The 16,546-nt window shown below is 34.8% G+C and carries 15 protein-coding genes; 1 reads left to right on the forward strand and 14 read right to left on the reverse strand.

The features are described from left to right. Positions 1-12: 12 nt before the first annotated feature. The 14 genes from J3D55_RS19660 to J3D55_RS19725 form a co-directional block, all read right to left on the reverse strand. Entirely contained in the window at positions 13-1,203 is a 1,191-nt protein-coding gene (locus J3D55_RS19660; protein ID WP_259133647.1) for a M16 family metallopeptidase, read from the reverse strand. 412 nt (positions 1,204-1,615) lie between these two features. Beyond that, positions 1,616-2,302, reverse strand: coding sequence for a hypothetical protein (locus tag J3D55_RS19665; protein WP_259133650.1), 687 nt, complete (start codon positions 2,300-2,302; stop codon positions 1,616-1,618). 113 nt (positions 2,303-2,415) lie between these two features. Further along, positions 2,416-3,750 carry a trigger factor gene (locus J3D55_RS19670; RefSeq protein WP_259133652.1) on the reverse strand — a complete coding sequence of 445 codons (1,335 nt, stop codon included), beginning with the start codon at positions 3,748-3,750 and terminating at the stop codon, positions 2,416-2,418. Positions 3,751-4,052: 302 nt separating this feature from the next. Continuing rightward, positions 4,053-4,649: a hypothetical protein gene (locus J3D55_RS19675; protein WP_259133654.1), complete on the reverse strand. Its 597-nt coding sequence runs from the start codon at positions 4,647-4,649 to the stop codon at positions 4,053-4,055. 52 nt (positions 4,650-4,701) lie between these two features. Beyond that, on the reverse strand, positions 4,702-7,086 hold the full coding sequence (locus J3D55_RS19680) for a TonB-dependent receptor (protein ID WP_259133656.1): 2,385 nt from the start codon (positions 7,084-7,086) through the stop codon (positions 4,702-4,704). A gap of 234 nt (positions 7,087-7,320) precedes the next feature. Next, entirely contained in the window at positions 7,321-7,677 is a 357-nt protein-coding gene (locus tag J3D55_RS19685; protein ID WP_259133657.1) for a hypothetical protein, read from the reverse strand. Positions 7,678-7,970: 293 nt separating this feature from the next. Further along, positions 7,971-9,902, reverse strand: a complete 1,932-nt coding sequence (locus J3D55_RS19690) for an ABC-F family ATP-binding cassette domain-containing protein (protein ID WP_259133659.1) — start codon at positions 9,900-9,902, stop codon at positions 7,971-7,973. 194 nt (positions 9,903-10,096) lie between these two features. Then, on the reverse strand, positions 10,097-11,443 hold the full coding sequence (locus tag J3D55_RS19695; RefSeq protein WP_259133661.1) for a T6SS phospholipase effector Tle1-like catalytic domain-containing protein: 1,347 nt from the start codon (positions 11,441-11,443) through the stop codon (positions 10,097-10,099). Positions 11,444-11,581: 138 nt separating this feature from the next. Then, the gene (locus J3D55_RS19700) at positions 11,582-12,259 is read right to left on the reverse strand and encodes a response regulator transcription factor (protein ID WP_259133663.1); all 678 of its coding nucleotides are present in this window, start codon (positions 12,257-12,259) and stop codon (positions 11,582-11,584) included. After that, on the reverse strand, positions 12,228-12,956 hold the full coding sequence (locus tag J3D55_RS19705) for a sensor histidine kinase (RefSeq protein WP_259133665.1): 729 nt from the start codon (positions 12,954-12,956) through the stop codon (positions 12,228-12,230). The genes J3D55_RS19700 and J3D55_RS19705 overlap by 32 nt, the downstream gene beginning before the upstream one ends. Positions 12,957-13,006: 50 nt before the next feature. Beyond that, the gene (locus J3D55_RS19710; RefSeq protein WP_259133667.1) at positions 13,007-13,615 is read right to left on the reverse strand and encodes a hypothetical protein; all 609 of its coding nucleotides are present in this window, start codon (positions 13,613-13,615) and stop codon (positions 13,007-13,009) included. A gap of 19 nt (positions 13,616-13,634) precedes the next feature. Beyond that, positions 13,635-14,039: a hypothetical protein gene (locus tag J3D55_RS19715; protein ID WP_259133669.1), complete on the reverse strand. Its 405-nt coding sequence runs from the start codon at positions 14,037-14,039 to the stop codon at positions 13,635-13,637. After that, positions 14,005-14,367: a hypothetical protein gene (locus J3D55_RS19720; RefSeq protein WP_259133671.1), complete on the reverse strand. Its 363-nt coding sequence runs from the start codon at positions 14,365-14,367 to the stop codon at positions 14,005-14,007. Before J3D55_RS19720 ends, J3D55_RS19715 begins: the two co-directional genes overlap by 35 nt. A gap of 82 nt (positions 14,368-14,449) precedes the next feature. Continuing rightward, entirely contained in the window at positions 14,450-15,070 is a 621-nt protein-coding gene (locus J3D55_RS19725) for a DUF5715 family protein (RefSeq protein ID WP_259133673.1), read from the reverse strand. A 220-nt stretch (positions 15,071-15,290) separates the two neighbouring features. On the opposite strand from J3D55_RS19725, the gene aqpZ reads away from it, so the two are divergent. After that, a complete protein-coding gene (gene aqpZ / locus J3D55_RS19730) occupies positions 15,291-16,025 on the forward strand; it encodes an aquaporin Z (RefSeq protein ID WP_259135168.1) in 735 nt (244 codons plus the stop codon). Positions 16,026-16,546: the final 521 nt, after the last annotated feature.

The following is a 16,546-nucleotide window of genomic DNA, read 5'->3' on the forward strand; positions in this document are numbered from 1 at the left end:
CTTTCTGTTTTATCACGATTGTTGTAAGTTTCTTTCCATACTAGATAAAACCTGTGATTTTGCTCTGTCTAATTCTGTCTGCGTAAATCCGAATCTTTTTGCTCTTTCCGTTTCTTCCAAAAGAACTTTCAAAGCGCTAAGCTGATTTCCTTCTTTTACCATAGCAAATCCCTGAAAACCTTCTTTGCTTCTCGCATACGTTCCGCCATGATACACAGAACCGTAAGTAAAAGGAGGATTTGTAGAATTTACCAATTCACCCAGCCTATTATTCAACATCGTTGTTGTGATTTGCTCAACAAGACTTTGGTTGTATTGCTCCACCGTAACGTCCGGTTGATACGCCTCAGAATCTTTCATGATAAACTGTACCATTGAGTTCGTAGCATCAGGATCTGTTTCGATCGCTACTAAAGTTTCCTTATGATTCGGTAAATCGAAAGTTTTTCTTTCTTTTGGCTTTGAAGGATTTTTATACTTGCTGAAATTTTCTTTAATTTTCTTTTCAACTTCATCCACATTGATGTCTCCCACGACAACAATCGCCATCAAATCTGGTCTGTACCAGTCTGTGTGGAATTGTCTTATCACATCCGGTTTAAAGTTTTCCAGCACATCTTTCTTACCAATCGGAAGTCTGTTGGCGTACTGAGAATTGTACAATAATTTCGGAAGATATTTGTCCGACATTCTTTTATCAGCTCCCAACCCCAATCTTAATTCTTCCAAAACGACGCCTCTTTCTTTGTTGATTTGTTCATCAGAAAGTGTAGCGTTAAAAGCCCAGTCTTCCATTACTTTCAGACCTGCATCAAGATTTCCGGGTTTGTCTAAAGGAACCGGAAGCATGTAAACCGTCTCGTCAAAACTCGTGTAAGCATTAAGGTGTTGCCCGAATTTCACCCCGATTGACTGTAGAAAATCGACCAACTTGTTATCAGGAAAATTCTTTGTCCCATTGAAGTTCATGTGCTCCATAAAGTGAGCCAGACCTCGCTGGTTTTCATCCTCAAGAATAGATCCCGCATTGATTGCCAATCTGAAATCTACTTTCTTTTCCGGTAAATTATTTTTTTTGATATAGTACTTCATTCCGTTCGAAAGAGTACCTGTTTTTACAGAAGCATCCATCGGAATACTCTGTGCAAAACCATTTGCAGACATCAGGACGACCACTGCAAGTGACGAAAGCATTTTTTTCATAGTTGTTTGGATTATTAATTTTTATAGTTCAAAAATATAGTTTATTCACTAAACGAGGAAATGTATGGAATAGTATTTAAAGTTAAAATTAAGTTAAATATTATTAAATCACATATCCCTAACAAATCAGCATATTTTGTATTGAAAAGATTATTGATAAATAGTATTTAGAACTATAAATTGTTATTTATTTATAGAAAAGATTATACTTGTGAAAGAATTGGAAAATGAACCCCGAAAGATTCCAGCATAGAATAAAGTGTATTTTTTCATCAATTTGTTTTTGTTTTGATAAAAGTATCATTAATTAGAATACAGAGATATTTTTTGCTAGTTAAACTTAAGTTAAATATTATCAGATAACGAAAAAAGCCAGACAATGTCTGGCTTTTATATGTTAAATCGGTAGTTTCTATTTAAAATCTGCATCTGAAACTCCAGAATTGATGGTAACTTTCGTAGTTTTAATCGTTACTTTCTGTCCGTTTCCTTCGGCTTCAATTTCTGATGGGAACTGTACTCCATCCACAGTCATATAGCTTTTTACAGTCGCATTTCCTTCATCTGCAGTAGATTTGTATAATAATCCTGTAGAAGCGTCAAAATAATGCTTTCCTTTATCAGAAGCCAAAACGTTATAATCTTTTCCGTCGATTTTCTCAACAGTTACCGTTGGGAAGTTGGCTGCGTCATATCCTAAAGCATCCATAACTTTACTTTTCTTTAATTCTCCAATTTTATCAGCAGGAATATCCATTTTCTGACCTCCTTGTTCGAAATATCCTTTCTCACCATCAAAAAACTGAATCATTTTTTGTCCCATTACAGACTGCTCAGATTTGAATTTATTCCCCATCTTTTTAGTAGTCATACTAATTTCCATACCCTGTACAGAAAGTGTATTATCGGTAATGGTAGATTTTATAGCTTCTAATTTTTCTTTCCCACCAAGAGCAGTAAGATAGTTGTTAATAACATCTTTAGAAGTTAATTTTGATTTTACAGCTTCCGTTTTAGCGGGAGCAACAGCTTTTTTTTGTGCAGCTACCGAAGTAGAAAAAAGCACAACGCAAAAAAACGGAATGATGATCTTTTTCATATACTAAGTTTAGTGGCGTAAATATATGAATATTGAACGAATAAAATAAGAACGTTTTTCAATAAAAAAACCACCAAATGATTGGTGGTTTTTAATATTTATAATAAAATAAATTATTTTTTAAGCTCTTCTAAAAACTCGTCGTGAGAGATCGCAGTTTCTTTTTTGCTTGCTTTTTCAAGGATAACATCTTTCAGCTTCGTCATAGCAACTTCAGAAGAAATTTGTCTTACCTGCTCTTGGTCTTTCAACATTTCAACAGCATATTTCTGGATTTCCTCGTCACCTAAGTGGTGGATTCCGTAGATAGCCAATTGATTTCTAACCAATTGCTCAGCTTGTCCTAAAACATCAGCATAGTCTAATTGAATTTCGTTTTCACTCATCAATTTACCTTCGATGATCTGGTAAGTCAATTGCTTTTTCTCAGATTCAAGAATTTCTTTTGCCTGCTCTTCAGATTGGATGTTCTGGTTAGAGAATTGCAACCATTTTACCAAGAAAGCTTCAGGAAGTTTTACTTCTTCTTTTTCAGAAACCTGCTCCAATACTTTATTTACAAAGTGAACATCAGCATTTTGTTGGAAATACTCGTCTAGTTCAGTCTTTACTTTTTCTTTAAGCTCTTCTTCAGAACTGATGTTTCCTTCACCGTATACTTTATCGAAAAGTTCTTGGTTCAGCTCAGCAAGATCCAAAGCATAGAAATCTTTTACCTTTACTTCAACTTCGTTGTGGTGTAAATGCTCAACTTCTTCTTTAGAGAATCCTAATTCTTTAGCTAATTCTTCGTCACCAGCAAGAGTTTCTTTAGAAACCTTCACAGATCCGTCCATTTTCAAAGCTTTTACCAATTTGAAAGCTTCTTTGTTTTCACCTGTAACAGTAACGTTCTTTGGTTGGTGGTGGTGCTCTCCTTCAGCTCCTTCTTCTACAACCTGAGAAATCTCTAAAGCGATATAAGAATCTTTAGTGATTTTATCTTGAGGAACCTGCTCAGCAAAACGCTTCTGCATGTTTTCAATGCTCTTACCAATTTCTTTTTCAGAAGCTTCTACTTTGTAATGAGGAGCTTCATATTTAGCTAAGTCTATAGTGAATTCAGGCTCATATCCTACCTCGAAACCAACTTCAATTTGATCAGCGTTGTAGTCTAATTGGTTTACTGGCTGAGGAACAGGCTGACCAACTAATCTTAGTTTGTTGTCATTTACATATCCGTTCAAAGCATCAGAAACCTGCTTGTTGATTTCTTCGAAAGCAATACCTGCTTCATATTGTTTTTTAACCATACTCAAAGGCACTTTCCCTTTTCTGAAACCAGGAACTTGTGCATTTTTAGCATAATTAATTAATTGTTTCTCAACTTTTTCCTTATAGTCAGATTTTTCCAATGTCACTGTAAGCAATGCACTTACATCATCATGGTTTTTTGCAGTAACCTTCATTATTGATTAAAATTTTAGGTTGCAAAAATAGGAAAATTTTATCAAAATCTATCAATTAAAATCAACTTATACCGCCAAATATTGTTAAATATAAGATTAATCGGGCTTGAAGTTGGAGGAAAGAAGTTGGAAGTGACTATTTGGATGTAATTACTGTTCGTTATATAAATTAAGCCATAAAAAAACAATAAAATCAGCTTAATTACTTCTTCAAACATGAATAAATTCCTTATTCATTAACTCAGATAAATAAAAAACCACCGAAAAAATTCAGTGGCTTTGTTAACAAGATTAAAGATATATTAATTAATAATATTATAATTTGCCTGAGCGTCGGTTTCACCTCCGGTTTGTTTTCCGAAAATAATACCGTTACCGCTTGCCTGAGAATCTTCCGAAACTGTTGCCGGCTCATGATAAAGGGTAAAAATCAGCTGGCTTGTTGCCGCAGGATTTTTAATGGCTTTGTTCACCACCCATTCTGTTTTCAACCCTACACGTTTTCCATCTGCTCTTGTAGAAGTAGCATCGTCTGTACGAGTTAAAACAATGTCGGAATTAGGAAAATTGAAAACTAAAAAGTGCTCGTCTTTTGCGTCTCTGATTTCCTGTGTAGCATCATCATTTCCATTTTTAAACTCTGCAATTACTTCATACGTTTTTCCGTCTTCCAGCTTAATAGATTGAGCTCCACCGGCTCCCATACTGTAATTATATGGTATTGCTGTAGCCGTACTTCCCGGTGAAATATCTCTTACTTTTAAAATAATATTCGTAAGATCCTCCTGTGGAAGGTCATCTTCTGCCGCAGAACCGTCTCTCTGACAAGAAACAACAGTAATTGCGATAAATAAAACAGCTAATAATTTGATTATATTTTTAGTATTGAATACTTTCATTTTTGTAAAATTTTAAGATTGTAAATTTTGTTTTAATAATTTTCTGAAGACTTTAGAATCTGTATCTAAAGTTTAAAATAAAGTTTCTTCCTGCCTCATCCGAAAAGAATCTCATACGATTCAGATAATCTCTGTACGACACATCGAAAAGATTATTCACGATAAGACCTGCAGAAAGATTTTTGCTGATATTGATTCCCGTCTGGATATTCCAAAGAGAATAACCGTTTGGCGGAGTACTTAAATCAACTTCTTTTTGTACCTCATCACCATCTATATAAATAGGAATCGTCGCATTATACACCGGAAATCTGTTCTGTTTTACAAACGTCTGATTTTCCAGCGTAAAGTAAAACTTATTCCAGTTTTCTTTATTGAATTGCAATGCATTAGAAAAATTCGGAGGCATCATAAGAATCAACGGAACATTGTGGGTATCGTCCTGTCCGTAAACATAGCTTCCTTTTCCAACATAGGTAAGATTATCCGTGATTTTGAAGTTAACATCCAAGTCTACCCCATACATTTTCGCATCGATCTGCTGATAAGACCAAACCGGAAATACTCCTCTGATTGTATTCTGAACTCCCGTCGGAACTTCGTTGATGAAATTTTTAGTGATAAAAAAGTAAGGATTTACAGAAACATTCAATCCTTTCAAAACATTGAATTTTGAATCAACGGTTAAGTTAAACTGATGTCCCTGCTCGTTTTTCAGTCCCATATCTCCAATTTCGATCACCGACGCAGAATGATGTAAACCATCTGAAAATAATTCTGCAATATTCGGAGTTCGTCCTACTTTTGCATAATTAAATTTCAAATCAAAGCTTGAGCTCGGACGATATTCAAGACCTGCGTTGAATGAGAAATTTTCATAATTCATTTGAGGGCGCGTCAGAATTCTGTTTTGATCGGTTTTTACATAAAACTGAGGATAAGAATCTGCATACCGGTTTTCCCAATCGCTTTTGTCGTACCATTTCGTCACGTCATACCGCGTAAAATCATATCTCGCACCGGCTTCAATATTGAAATCATGCGAAATTTTATATTTAAAAATCGAATAGATTCCGGCAGCATATTTATCATAATTCGGGATCAGACGTCTCGCTTTTGTCGCAGGATCCGAATAATTATTCTGAAAACTTGCATCAACACCAGTTTCTAAAGAAAATTTTCCTCTTTCCAGTAAATCATTAAGATTGAACTGATGCGTCATTAATTCCAGATCGAGAGAAGGCGTATCTTTCAATTCACCTCTTCTAATGTCATATTCCTGTCTGTGATTAAACTGATAACTGTACGTTGCAGAAACTTTCCCGATAGTTGAAAATCTTTTAAAAGCAGAAACCTTTGCAATATGATGCTCGATCACCTGTCTCGGATTATCAATATCATAACTGAAATTCCCTGTATAAATAGGAATCTTAGTGGTTGTGGCATTGTAAAAATCTTCATTATTTCCGACGTGAGAACCTCTGTAAATCCCGATATTCTGATTGGTTAAATAATAATCAAATGAAATCCCTTTCTCATAAGAATTATTCTGAACCGTAAAATTGAAAGACGAAAAATCCATTCCCGTATTCATCAGATTGTAATCCGGAGCATGCTGATCTCCCAGTTTTTTGATGCTTCCTCCTGATTTTACAGCCCAACCGTTTTTCCAGACTTTGGCAACGTCTACATCCACTCCGAGACCTCTTCCGTTAGAAATTCCGGAAAGTCCTACAGAACCTTTGATGGTATCTTTTTTAGGAAAAATCTCAGGTTCCATCACCACTACTCCACCAATGGCGTCACTTCCGTATTTCAATGCAGAAGCTCCTTTAATGACATCAATATGTTGAAAATTATTAATATCAACATTCGGCGCATGTTCCACTCCCCATTCTTGTTCGGCAAGTTTTACTCCATTATTTAAAATAGCAATTCGGCTTCCGTAAAGCCCGTGAATAATAGGTTTTGAGATATTATTCCCTGTTTTTAAGGCAGAAACTCCTGAAATTTTCGTTAATAAATTCCCCAGATTATCGGTAGAATTTCTCTCAATTTCAGATTTGTCGAGTGTTTTAACGACCAAAGAGCCATTGCTTTTATGACTTCCGTGAATCGTCACGGTTTCGATGTCCTGAATATGATGTTCAAGAACGATCGTCACATGTAAATCCTGTGTAACTCCTACATTTTCAGTATAATCATTACAATCAGGATGTTTAGCAATGAGTATATATTTTCCCGCAGGAATTTTGTCGAAAGAAAACTTACCGTTTTTGCCTGTTTTTGTGGTAAAATCACCAATTTTCACCACAGCATTTTCCAACATCGTTTTGTCGTGAAAATCCTGAACAGTTCCTTGTACAGCGTAAGTCTGCTGTGCGTTTGTAAATGCAAATCCACAAAGGATCAACATTAAACTATATATCAATTTCATTGTAAATAGATTGATTTCGTGCTTTTTATGAAGCACATTTTTCGTAAAAAATTAGGGTTGGATTTTTTGTACAATGTAAAATGTACGATCTATTAATGACTTTAACAGTTGTAAATTAATACATTAATCTTATTATTCTTAACAACTTAAACTTTCCATAAGGGTTCAAATCTCCATTAAGAAATAGTTAAATTTTAAAAATTTAAGTCAAAAAAATCCGAAAAAATCTATGAATTATGAAATTGCGGGAGGACCGCGAAGCTGAAAGGTAAATTTAGTCTGAGACCATATTTTTTCCTGAACAGTAAGAATCTGTTCTACTTCATGCGTATAACTTTCAAAAGAAAAATTGAATTCTTCAGGAACCAAGGTATGTCCTGTAGCCAAGAAATGACAAGCCAAACAGTCGGCTGCTTTTTCTTTCAATACATTATTTGTAATGGTATTTTCTGTTTTTTTAAAGCTGAAACTTTTAAAAACTTCTTCTGAACTGTGGTTGTGAAAATTTTGAGAAAACAGCGCAAGAAAATATATTCCAAACAATAATTTGGAAATAAAATTCTTTAGATTTCTGCTTTCTTTAAAAATCATTAGTCAAAAGTATGAAAATAAATTAAAAACTTAGATTAAAGTTTTATTAAATGCTTTGATTGATAGGTAGACGCGATTGTTGTTTTGTTACAAAACTTAGATGAAATTTTGTTTTGAGATGTTTCGAGAACATTAGCATAACATCGCGAATACTAATTGTTTTTTTCTACATCCTGTTTGTCATTCCGTAGGAATCTACGCGCAATTTTCAGAGATTGAATTGTAAAAATCAAAGCTTAGATTCCTACGAAATGACAAATGAGATGGATATTTTTCAGAATTTAAATATCAAATTAATCCAACTGAGAACCCAAATATTCCCATTCCTGTAGGGCTACATCAAGTTCTTCTTTGGTTTTATTATATTTTTCTAATGTTTCTTCAGAAGGGTTTTCTTTGGTGAAAGAAGCTTCCATTTCTTCTACTTTTGTTTCAAGCTCGGAAATTTTTTCTTCTACTTTTTTCAGTTTATTCTGAATATTTTTATGCTCTTTGCTTACAATTGTTGATTGTTGATTGTTGTTGACTGCTGGTTTTTCTTCAACTTTTTTTACCTCAACTTTCGGTTCTTCAGCGTGAAGCTTTGCTTTTTCTGCAGAAATTTCTCTGATGCTTTCTTTCTGTCTGAAAACAAGATACTCATTAATATCTCCTAAGAATTCTTTCATTTTACCATCACGGAATTCATAAATCTTATCACAAAGTCCTTGCAGGAATTCTCTGTCGTGAGAAATTACAATCAAAGTCCCTTCAAATTTCTGTAAAGCAAGCTTGATAATCTCTTTAGACTGAATATCCAAGTGATTGGTAGGCTCATCCATAATCAACGTGTTGAACGGACGTAAAAGCAACTTACAAAGCGCCAAACGGTTTCTCTCCCCTCCGGAAAGTACTTTTGTTTTTTTATTTACCGCTTCACCCTGGAAAAGGAAAGATCCTAACAAATCTCTCACTCTAGGTCTTGTTTCTTCGGTTGCAGAATCTTCCGCTTCCTCCTGAACGGTTTTATTAGGTGTTAAAACTTCTTCCTGATTCTGAGCAAAATATCCGATGTTCACGTTATGTCCAAGATTCCAAGAACCTGAATAATCCTGAATATCTCCAGCCAAAATTTTCGCCAATGTCGTTTTCCCTTGTCCGTTCTGACCAAGAAGCGCGATTCTGTCTCCTCTCTGAACGATGAAATCTACATCATCAAAAATCTGTTTTTGACCGTAAGATTTCCCCAGCTTTTCAGCTTCGAATATCACTTTCCCCGGAACTTGCGACTGCACGAAACGGATATTGAATTTTGAAACGTCTTCATTATCCACTTCAATACGCTCAATTTTATCTAATTTTTTAATTAAAGACTGCGCAAAAGAAGCTTTTGTAGCACTCGCACGGAATTTATTGATGTTATCTTCCATCTGCTTGATTTCCGCATCCTGATTCTTTTTAGCCTGAATCAGTTTTTCACGGCGGTCTTCACGCATCACTAAATATTTGGAATAATTGGCTTTATAATCGTCCACTTTTCTGTTATTCACGTCAAAAGTACGGTTACAAACGGCTGTCATAAACTGTTTATCGTGACTTACCAGAACAATTCCTCCCGGATAATCTTTCAGGAAGTTTTCAAGCCAGATGATCGATTCCATATCCAAGTGATTGGTAGGCTCATCGAGAAGCATCAAGTCGTTTTTCTGAAGAAGCAGTTTTGCCAGTTCGATTCTCATTCTCCAACCTCCGGAAAATTCGTCGGTTATTTTTTGAAAATCATCTGCTTTAAAACCTAAACCGAATAACACTTTTTCGATATCACCTTCCAAGTTATAGGCATCATGGTGCATCAAAAGGTCATTTAGATCAGTCATTCTGTTAATCAAATCTGTGTAACCATCACTTTCGTAATCGGTTCTTACGGTCATTTGATGGTTTATTTCCTCCAATTCCTCTTTCCAAGCATTAATTTGCTCAAAAGCCTGCATGGTTTCGTTCCAAACCGTTCTTCCTTTTACAAAATCAAGATCCTGTTTTAGGAAACCGATCGTAATATTTCCTTCGGGCACTACATTTCCCTCGTAGAAAGTGATTTCCCCGGAAAGCATTTTTAATAAAGTGGATTTCCCAGCTCCATTTTTACCGACCAAACCAACTTTATCATCCTTTTTAATGGTGAAATTAACGTTTTGAAACAGATAGTTTCCCGAATGATGTAATCCTAAACCTTGAACCGAAAGCATGTTAAATATTGATTAATAGTGAATAATGAATTTTCGCGTGCAAAAATACGCAAAATAAAGGAATATAACGAAAAGAAAAAGAGCCACTTAAAAAAAGCGGCCTTTTAGAAAAACTTATGATAAAAAAAATTATTCGTAAAAAAGAGCTGTCTAACCAGGACAGCTCTACACCTAAATTTAAAACTGAAAAAGTACTAACATTTATTATAAAAATTCTCTTTAATTAATATTGTACGACTCCAATTATCGTTATTCGGAATATTAGTTCCGTATGCGTAATCCACGATAGAATCTTCTACATGGTGGATTTCTGATTGTAATTTTGACTGGTTTGCACTGAACTGATCGTCCGAATTGCTCGGTACATTCAACCCGTTGTTGATGAATTCTACATTCGCTCCGGATCTTGAATTAGCAAGTAAAGCAGGATGATACAATCCAAAATTTGCCGAAATATGAGTGTAATCTGCCAGTTTTTCGTAATTATAATTTGGCTTTAAACCTAAAGAAAGATCTTTGCTGTATTTCTCCAAAGCAGTTGATAGTTCAATTAAATAAGGATGTAAATTGGCATCAATCTCAAAATCGGCTTCACTAAAATTGGTACTGAAAATAGGGTTTTCAGCATTAGATTCAGTCAACATTAATTTTCCGTAAACTTTTGAAAGTTCATTGTAAACCAACTCTCTTTCAACATAAGCCTGTGAAAAAACTTCCCCTTGATCCAATTGATATGTTTGAAGAACATTGTCCCAGATTTTATTCCCATTAGAATCTGTAGCTGCCGTTCTTACATTTTCAACGTAAGCGGTAAGTTCATCATTTTTCACAAAATTCGGCGAAATATACACCGATTGAGAACCTTCCAAATAACCTCCACCAACATCTGCATGAGCTCCGGGAACGAAAATTTCTTTCCATACGGAGTTTCCGGTTTCAGATTTTATATCTTCTCTATCTTTAGAATCTTCGAAGAAACCTGTTAACGGGAAAAAGTATCTGCATTCGTTCACGGCACAAAGATGAAGCGCTCTTTCTGTTCCGGGTAAAACCGTTACATGATAATCGTTGAAAGGCGCAGATTCTACGGTGTCAAAAACACCCAGAAATTTTATAGTAATATTTCCTGAAACTTTAGAATCAGGACTCAATAATTCATTACACAACGCTCTTGCCAACATACATCCTCTGCTGAATCCGTACACATAAAAATCATATTCCTGCGTTGCATCAACTACAATATTATTGATAAAAGCATACGCTTTTGCCAGTTTATCATCCGAAGAATATCCTTGATATCCCATAGGATTTTTGCAGGTTGCCATTGCATAATCGCTGTCTTCAGAACCTGTAACAGTGCCGATTCCTTCTACATAAATCTTTTTATTACCTGTAAATAACTCTGATAATTTATAGATATTCGTAATATTGTTATAATAACTTTCGTTGTTTCTCGAGGGTTTTTGGGAGGAAGTCGCATTCACTCCGTTGTTTCCAGTCCCGTCGAAGAAAATTCCGACAGAGATTATATTGTTTTTCATGTCACTTTGTGGTTTTATATTAATCTTCATTAATTAATAATGAAGTACTTATTTAATGAACTCCTCAAAGTAACGATGAAAAAAATAGGGATTATAGAGTAAAAAGTACCAAATAAAAAATTCCGTATTTCTACGGAATCAAATTCTTTCTAAAGGATAAATATTGTTGATAATTGCATAAATCACAATTCCGACGGTATTTTTGGCGCCGATTTTTTCGACGATTCTCTGTCTGTGGCTTTCTACCGTTCTTGGACTTATGAATAATTTCTCTGCAATTTCGTTGTTGGTACATTCCTGACAGATCAGTTTTACGACATCTTTTTCACGGTCGGAAAGCTCGTCGTCCATCTCAAAAAGCGTTCTTTTCTTCGTAGGACTGTTCATGTAAGAAAAAATCATCTGATGATCTTCCAGCGTGAAGAAAATTCCATTTTTATAAACCATTGTAATTGCTTCTATGAAAGCATTTCTATTAGAATTTTTAGGTAAAAAAGCAGAAACGCCCAACTTTACCATATACCCCAAAATCGTTGTTTTATAATGTGACGAAAGGATGATAATTTTAAGATCGGGATATTTTTCTTTTAAGATTTCCACCAGTTCGAAACCATTCATTGGCTGCATCTGAACATCCACCAAAGCAATATCCGGAAAATCTTCCGGGGAAGTTTTTTCTAATGTTTCTAAAAAATCCGGTCCCGTTCCGGAAGTAGAAACCACCGAAATATTCTGTTCGGAAGATAATAACATTTTTACTCCTTCAAGGATTAACTGTTCGTCGTCAATTAATGCTATTTTGATTTGAGAATTCATTGTTGTATGGAATTTTAATAATTAAACGGCTGCCTTCATTTAAAACATTTTTCCATTTGTGCGCCGCATTCATAGATTTTATTCTGGATTCGATATTTTTGATACCCATCCCCTTTTTCACCTCTTCATATTCAAAACTCTGCCCGTTGTCTGAGATAATGACGGCGAGATTCGTATGGTTATCTTTAATATAAATCCAGACTCTTGATGCTTCCGAATGTTTGAGAACATTGGTCGTAAATTCCTGAATAATTCTGTATAACTGAACTTCTATGAAGATATCTTTTTTCTGAAATTTCGGACTTACATTCATCGAAATATTAATTCTTCCCGACAAATTAGCGATCAATTCTTCAATATATAAAACCAAACCGACCGATTCCAGATTCACAGGATATAATGAATGCGAAATGCTTCTTGCCGAATCTATGAGAGAAGACATCTGTGTTGTAATATTTCTTTTAATGATCTCGTCGCCTTTCGTATCCATATTATTCAACCATAATGAAAGAATATTCAGACGATTTCCGATGTCGTCGTGAATCATTACGGCAATTCTTTTCCTTTCGGATTCCTGAGCTTTGATGTTTTCTAAAACCAATCTTTTCTGATGCTGAACTTCCGCTTCATATTGCGCGTTTTTTTCTTTAATAATTCTCTGAATAAAACTTCTGTACGCCAGCAAAATGAAAGACATGATGATTATCAAAACGACAATCAACGCGATAAAAAAGGTGATATTTAAAGTTATTTCTTTAATTTTAAAAAGGTATAAATGATTGATAAATAAAGGAAACTGCAAAGGAGATTATTGATACTCCAGATCATTCCCGCTTCTTCCTTGCCGAAATCCGCAAGCTGCCGAAGAAGAAAAAATAGAAATACAGATAATCCGTAGTACAGAAAAATAAGACTGTCTACTGCCATAAACCGATCATTAATTTTCGTATTCTTAATTTCCATGAGTAACGCATAACCCGCAAAGCAGATAACGACAATATTAGAAATTACTTTTTTTATTTCATTACTTATAATCTCTGTATCCACAAGAAAGAAACCAGCTAATATTACTACAGGAATATACCAATACCAGCGTAAAGCTAATTTTCTGATGAACAGAATCCCCAATATCAGAAAATCTCCGGAAACATAATAAGGAAACAGGAAGTTTAAATCTTTTGCATTAAAAAGATTAATGGAAACCCTGCCTGTAGCTTCTATCAAAAAAAGAAAAATGATATAATATACATACCATTTTTCTGTATTTCTAAAAACTTTGTACTTTAAGATTCCGATCAAAGTACAAATAACAAGTAAACTGTTATTAAGATAAAGTATTACCTGATAAATATCCACAATATATTTAAGTTAAAAATTACATAAACTGACAGATCGGTGGGCAAGCCTGCGACCAATCGTACGTATTTGATATTTTTTCTACACTTCCTGTGTTTTCAAAATCTTGGTAGAAAGAAATAAAAATTAAGGTTGGCAAAACTCTCTGATAAACTTCAGAAAACTTCAGTCCGAATGAGCAAACCATATTCGTAAGCCCCGGCTTTGGTGGATTTAGGTTTTCTGCAGGTACATAAAACTTGTTAAAAATTCTGCTTCCGCCAAATTCGTCACACTCTCTGTAGAACCAGTTCATCCCTTCATTTCTCCAAGATTCAATAGCTTCTACCGCTTTATCCTGCTCCATCATCGGCTTGTTGGCAATCGGCCAGTACATATCAGAGCTGTCATCAACCATTCTTAGTTTCTCTGGAAAGAACAGCATTTTTTACAACAGTGTATACTTCCGTTTCTACCAGATTCAAATCTCTGTCTAATTCACTTAAAACACTATACGGATAGTTATCAACAACTACTTTTTGACCAGACGGATCCAACGGACAAAGAATGGCAACAAGCTGATCTTGGTAAATGCCTATTTCTGTACAGAATTCTGTATTTTTATTAGCATTTTTCATCCAATCAATCTGTTCAGAATCAAAATTAAAAACATAGTTTGTAAGGATCAGATTTTTAATTGCTGCATAATTTCCACGGCAGTTCGTCCAGTCTGCAATAGCAACATCATATTGCTCTCTGTTGAATGTATTCATATTTTTCACGGTATTTTTAGTGGCATAAAATTATATAAACTAAACTACGTGTGCAAGTATCTCACAGATAATTGAAAATTAGTTAATAATTCTTTACCGTTATGTGATAACAGCTTTGCTGCCTTTCTTTTATGTAATAAATCCGCCCAGATTTGTAGTAATATTGTAAGATTTTTTCCAAAGCAGCTTCCATTTTCGGGTTATATTTCAAAACATCATTAAAACGGACATAAGAAATATCGAAAGAATTGCCGTAATTGTGCGAACTGATTCCCAATGAAGCATTAGAATTCACCCTTCTTAGTCTGCATTGATCTTCCAACGTCCTAGTAATCGAAGAAACCGTAAAAGTATTTCCTTTTGTTTCTTTACTAAAACGCGCACCCATTCTTTCCAGCATTAATTTCCCTTTAGAAACCATCCAGGCTCTGCTGTAATCGAGTTTTTGTACACGATATCCTTTTCCCGATTTTTTTATTTTATGGAATTTCCCGTTGTTGATGTATTTCAAAACAGTTTTTGAATCTTGCAGAATTTTTATCCCAAAACTTTTCGAAGCATCCAAATGCGGCTTATAAAGTAAAGTGGGCTCTACTTTTAAAACTTCCGAAAAATCATAGCATGGTAAAGCTTTTTTTGCTGCTTGAGGATAATAAAAGCCATGAATAATGGATGCAAAAACTACACACAAAAACTTTTTCATTAAAGACGCTTTAAAATTATTAAACTAAAAATAATCATTTATGGTATACAATTTAACTACCATTAAGAAGATAATCGGGCAACTTTATGAAATAAATTAAAAATAAAATTATCAAATTCACAATTAAATCTCACATACAATTGAAATATAATTGAAATTTATCTTTTTGATTTAAGATTTAAATCCTAAATTTGAGATACATTTTAAAATAAACAATATGATAAAAAAACTTTTTGCTGAATTTTTCGGCACATTTTGGCTTGTTTTCGGAGGTTGTGGGAGCGCAATCTTCGCCTCGCAGATTGCTCCCTCTTCTGGTGGACAACTAGGGATTTTACTGATAGGCGTTGCTTTGGCTTTCGGTCTTACCGTTTTAACGATGGCTTATGCTGTCGGTCACATTTCCGGAGGACATTTCAATCCCGCTGTCTCTTTCGGATTATTGGCAGGAGGCAGATTTCCGGCTAAAGACCTTCTTCCTTACGTTGCTTCCCAGTGTTTAGGCGCTATTGCCGCTGCAGGAGCTTTGTTCGTTATTCTCAGTGGCTCCGGAACACCGGATTTTTCGGGTCCGGGAGCTTTTGCCACCAATTTTTATGGTGAAGCCGTCTACTTTGGAAAAAGCTATTCTATGGGTGCTGCATTTTTAACAGAATTCTTATTGACCGCATTTTTCCTGATTATTATTATGGGAGCAACCGACAAATTCGCTGACGGAAAATTTGCCGGAATTGCCATTGGTTTAGGATTAACATTGATCCATTTAATCTCAATTCCGATTACAAACACTTCTGTAAATCCTGCGAGATCCCTTTCTCAGGCAGTTTTTGTAGGCGGAAATGCCATGTCGCAGCTTTGGCTGTTCTGGGCTGCCCCAATTTTGGGAGGTGTAGTCGGTGGACTGATCTATAAATTTTTACTTCAAAGGAACGGTTCTGAACCATTGGGTACTTAAAAAATAAAGAGCTTATACATTTTGAATAAACTATCTCATTTAGGGATAGTTTATTTTTTGAACTTAGTTTTTGTTTTTATTTTGACCACAAAAGAATAACTCATTAGATATTTTAAGTTCATTGTTAAACTGAAAATAAGAACACATAAGTTTTTAAAAATCTTTGATTTTTTATTCTACATTCTGTCGTGAATCGAACAAACATTCTCAAAAGGAGAAACTTAGCCTTGTCAAGGTTTTTGAACCTTGACAAGGCTTCGGCTGTAGAAAATAATAATGGAAAGACTAATGCGCAGATCCTTTTTCAGGATGACAAATTTTGTAGTTATTTTGAACCGCTGAAAATATCGACTACAACCATAGCCCCGATTGTAGCGACATCCTTTTTTGTTGCGGGTGGAGCGAAGCGGAAGCCGTAACAAAAAAGATACAGCGGAAAGCGGGAAATTGCTCCTTAAAAAATAATAAAAGTACAATTCGACGGAGTCAAAAAGCTTCAAATAAAAAGTATAAACCGTTTT

It is taken from the genome of Chryseobacterium ginsenosidimutans (assembly GCF_024807225.1).
In the GTDB taxonomy this organism is placed as follows: Bacteria; Bacteroidota; Bacteroidia; order Flavobacteriales; family Weeksellaceae; genus Chryseobacterium; species Chryseobacterium ginsenosidimutans.

Bases quoted from the DNA above. Each gene is read 5' to 3' on its own strand.
- J3D55_RS19660 (WP_259133647.1), bottom strand. From the start codon at position 1,203: ATGAAAAAAATGCTTTCGTCACTTGCAGTGGTCGTCCTGATGTCTGCA.
- J3D55_RS19665 (WP_259133650.1), bottom strand. From the start codon at position 2,302: ATGAAAAAGATCATCATTCCGTTTTTTTGCGTTGTGCTTTTTTCTACT.
- J3D55_RS19670 (WP_259133652.1), bottom strand. From the start codon at position 3,750: ATGAAGGTTACTGCAAAAAACCATGATGATGTAAGTGCATTGCTTACA.
- J3D55_RS19675 (WP_259133654.1), bottom strand. From the start codon at position 4,649: ATGAAAGTATTCAATACTAAAAATATAATCAAATTATTAGCTGTTTTA.
- J3D55_RS19680 (WP_259133656.1), bottom strand. From the start codon at position 7,086: ATGAAATTGATATATAGTTTAATGTTGATCCTTTGTGGATTTGCATTT.
- J3D55_RS19685 (WP_259133657.1), bottom strand. From the start codon at position 7,677: ATGATTTTTAAAGAAAGCAGAAATCTAAAGAATTTTATTTCCAAATTA.
- J3D55_RS19690 (WP_259133659.1), bottom strand. From the start codon at position 9,902: ATGCTTTCGGTTCAAGGTTTAGGATTACATCATTCGGGAAACTATCTG.
- J3D55_RS19695 (WP_259133661.1), bottom strand. From the start codon at position 11,443: ATGAAAAACAATATAATCTCTGTCGGAATTTTCTTCGACGGGACTGGA.
- J3D55_RS19700 (WP_259133663.1), bottom strand. From the start codon at position 12,259: ATGAATTCTCAAATCAAAATAGCATTAATTGACGACGAACAGTTAATC.
- J3D55_RS19705 (WP_259133665.1), bottom strand. From the start codon at position 12,956: ATGTCTTTCATTTTGCTGGCGTACAGAAGTTTTATTCAGAGAATTATT.
- J3D55_RS19715 (WP_259133669.1), bottom strand. From the start codon at position 14,039: ATGCTGTTCTTTCCAGAGAAACTAAGAATGGTTGATGACAGCTCTGAT.
- J3D55_RS19720 (WP_259133671.1), bottom strand. From the start codon at position 14,367: ATGAATACATTCAACAGAGAGCAATATGATGTTGCTATTGCAGACTGG.
- J3D55_RS19725 (WP_259133673.1), bottom strand. From the start codon at position 15,070: ATGAAAAAGTTTTTGTGTGTAGTTTTTGCATCCATTATTCATGGCTTT.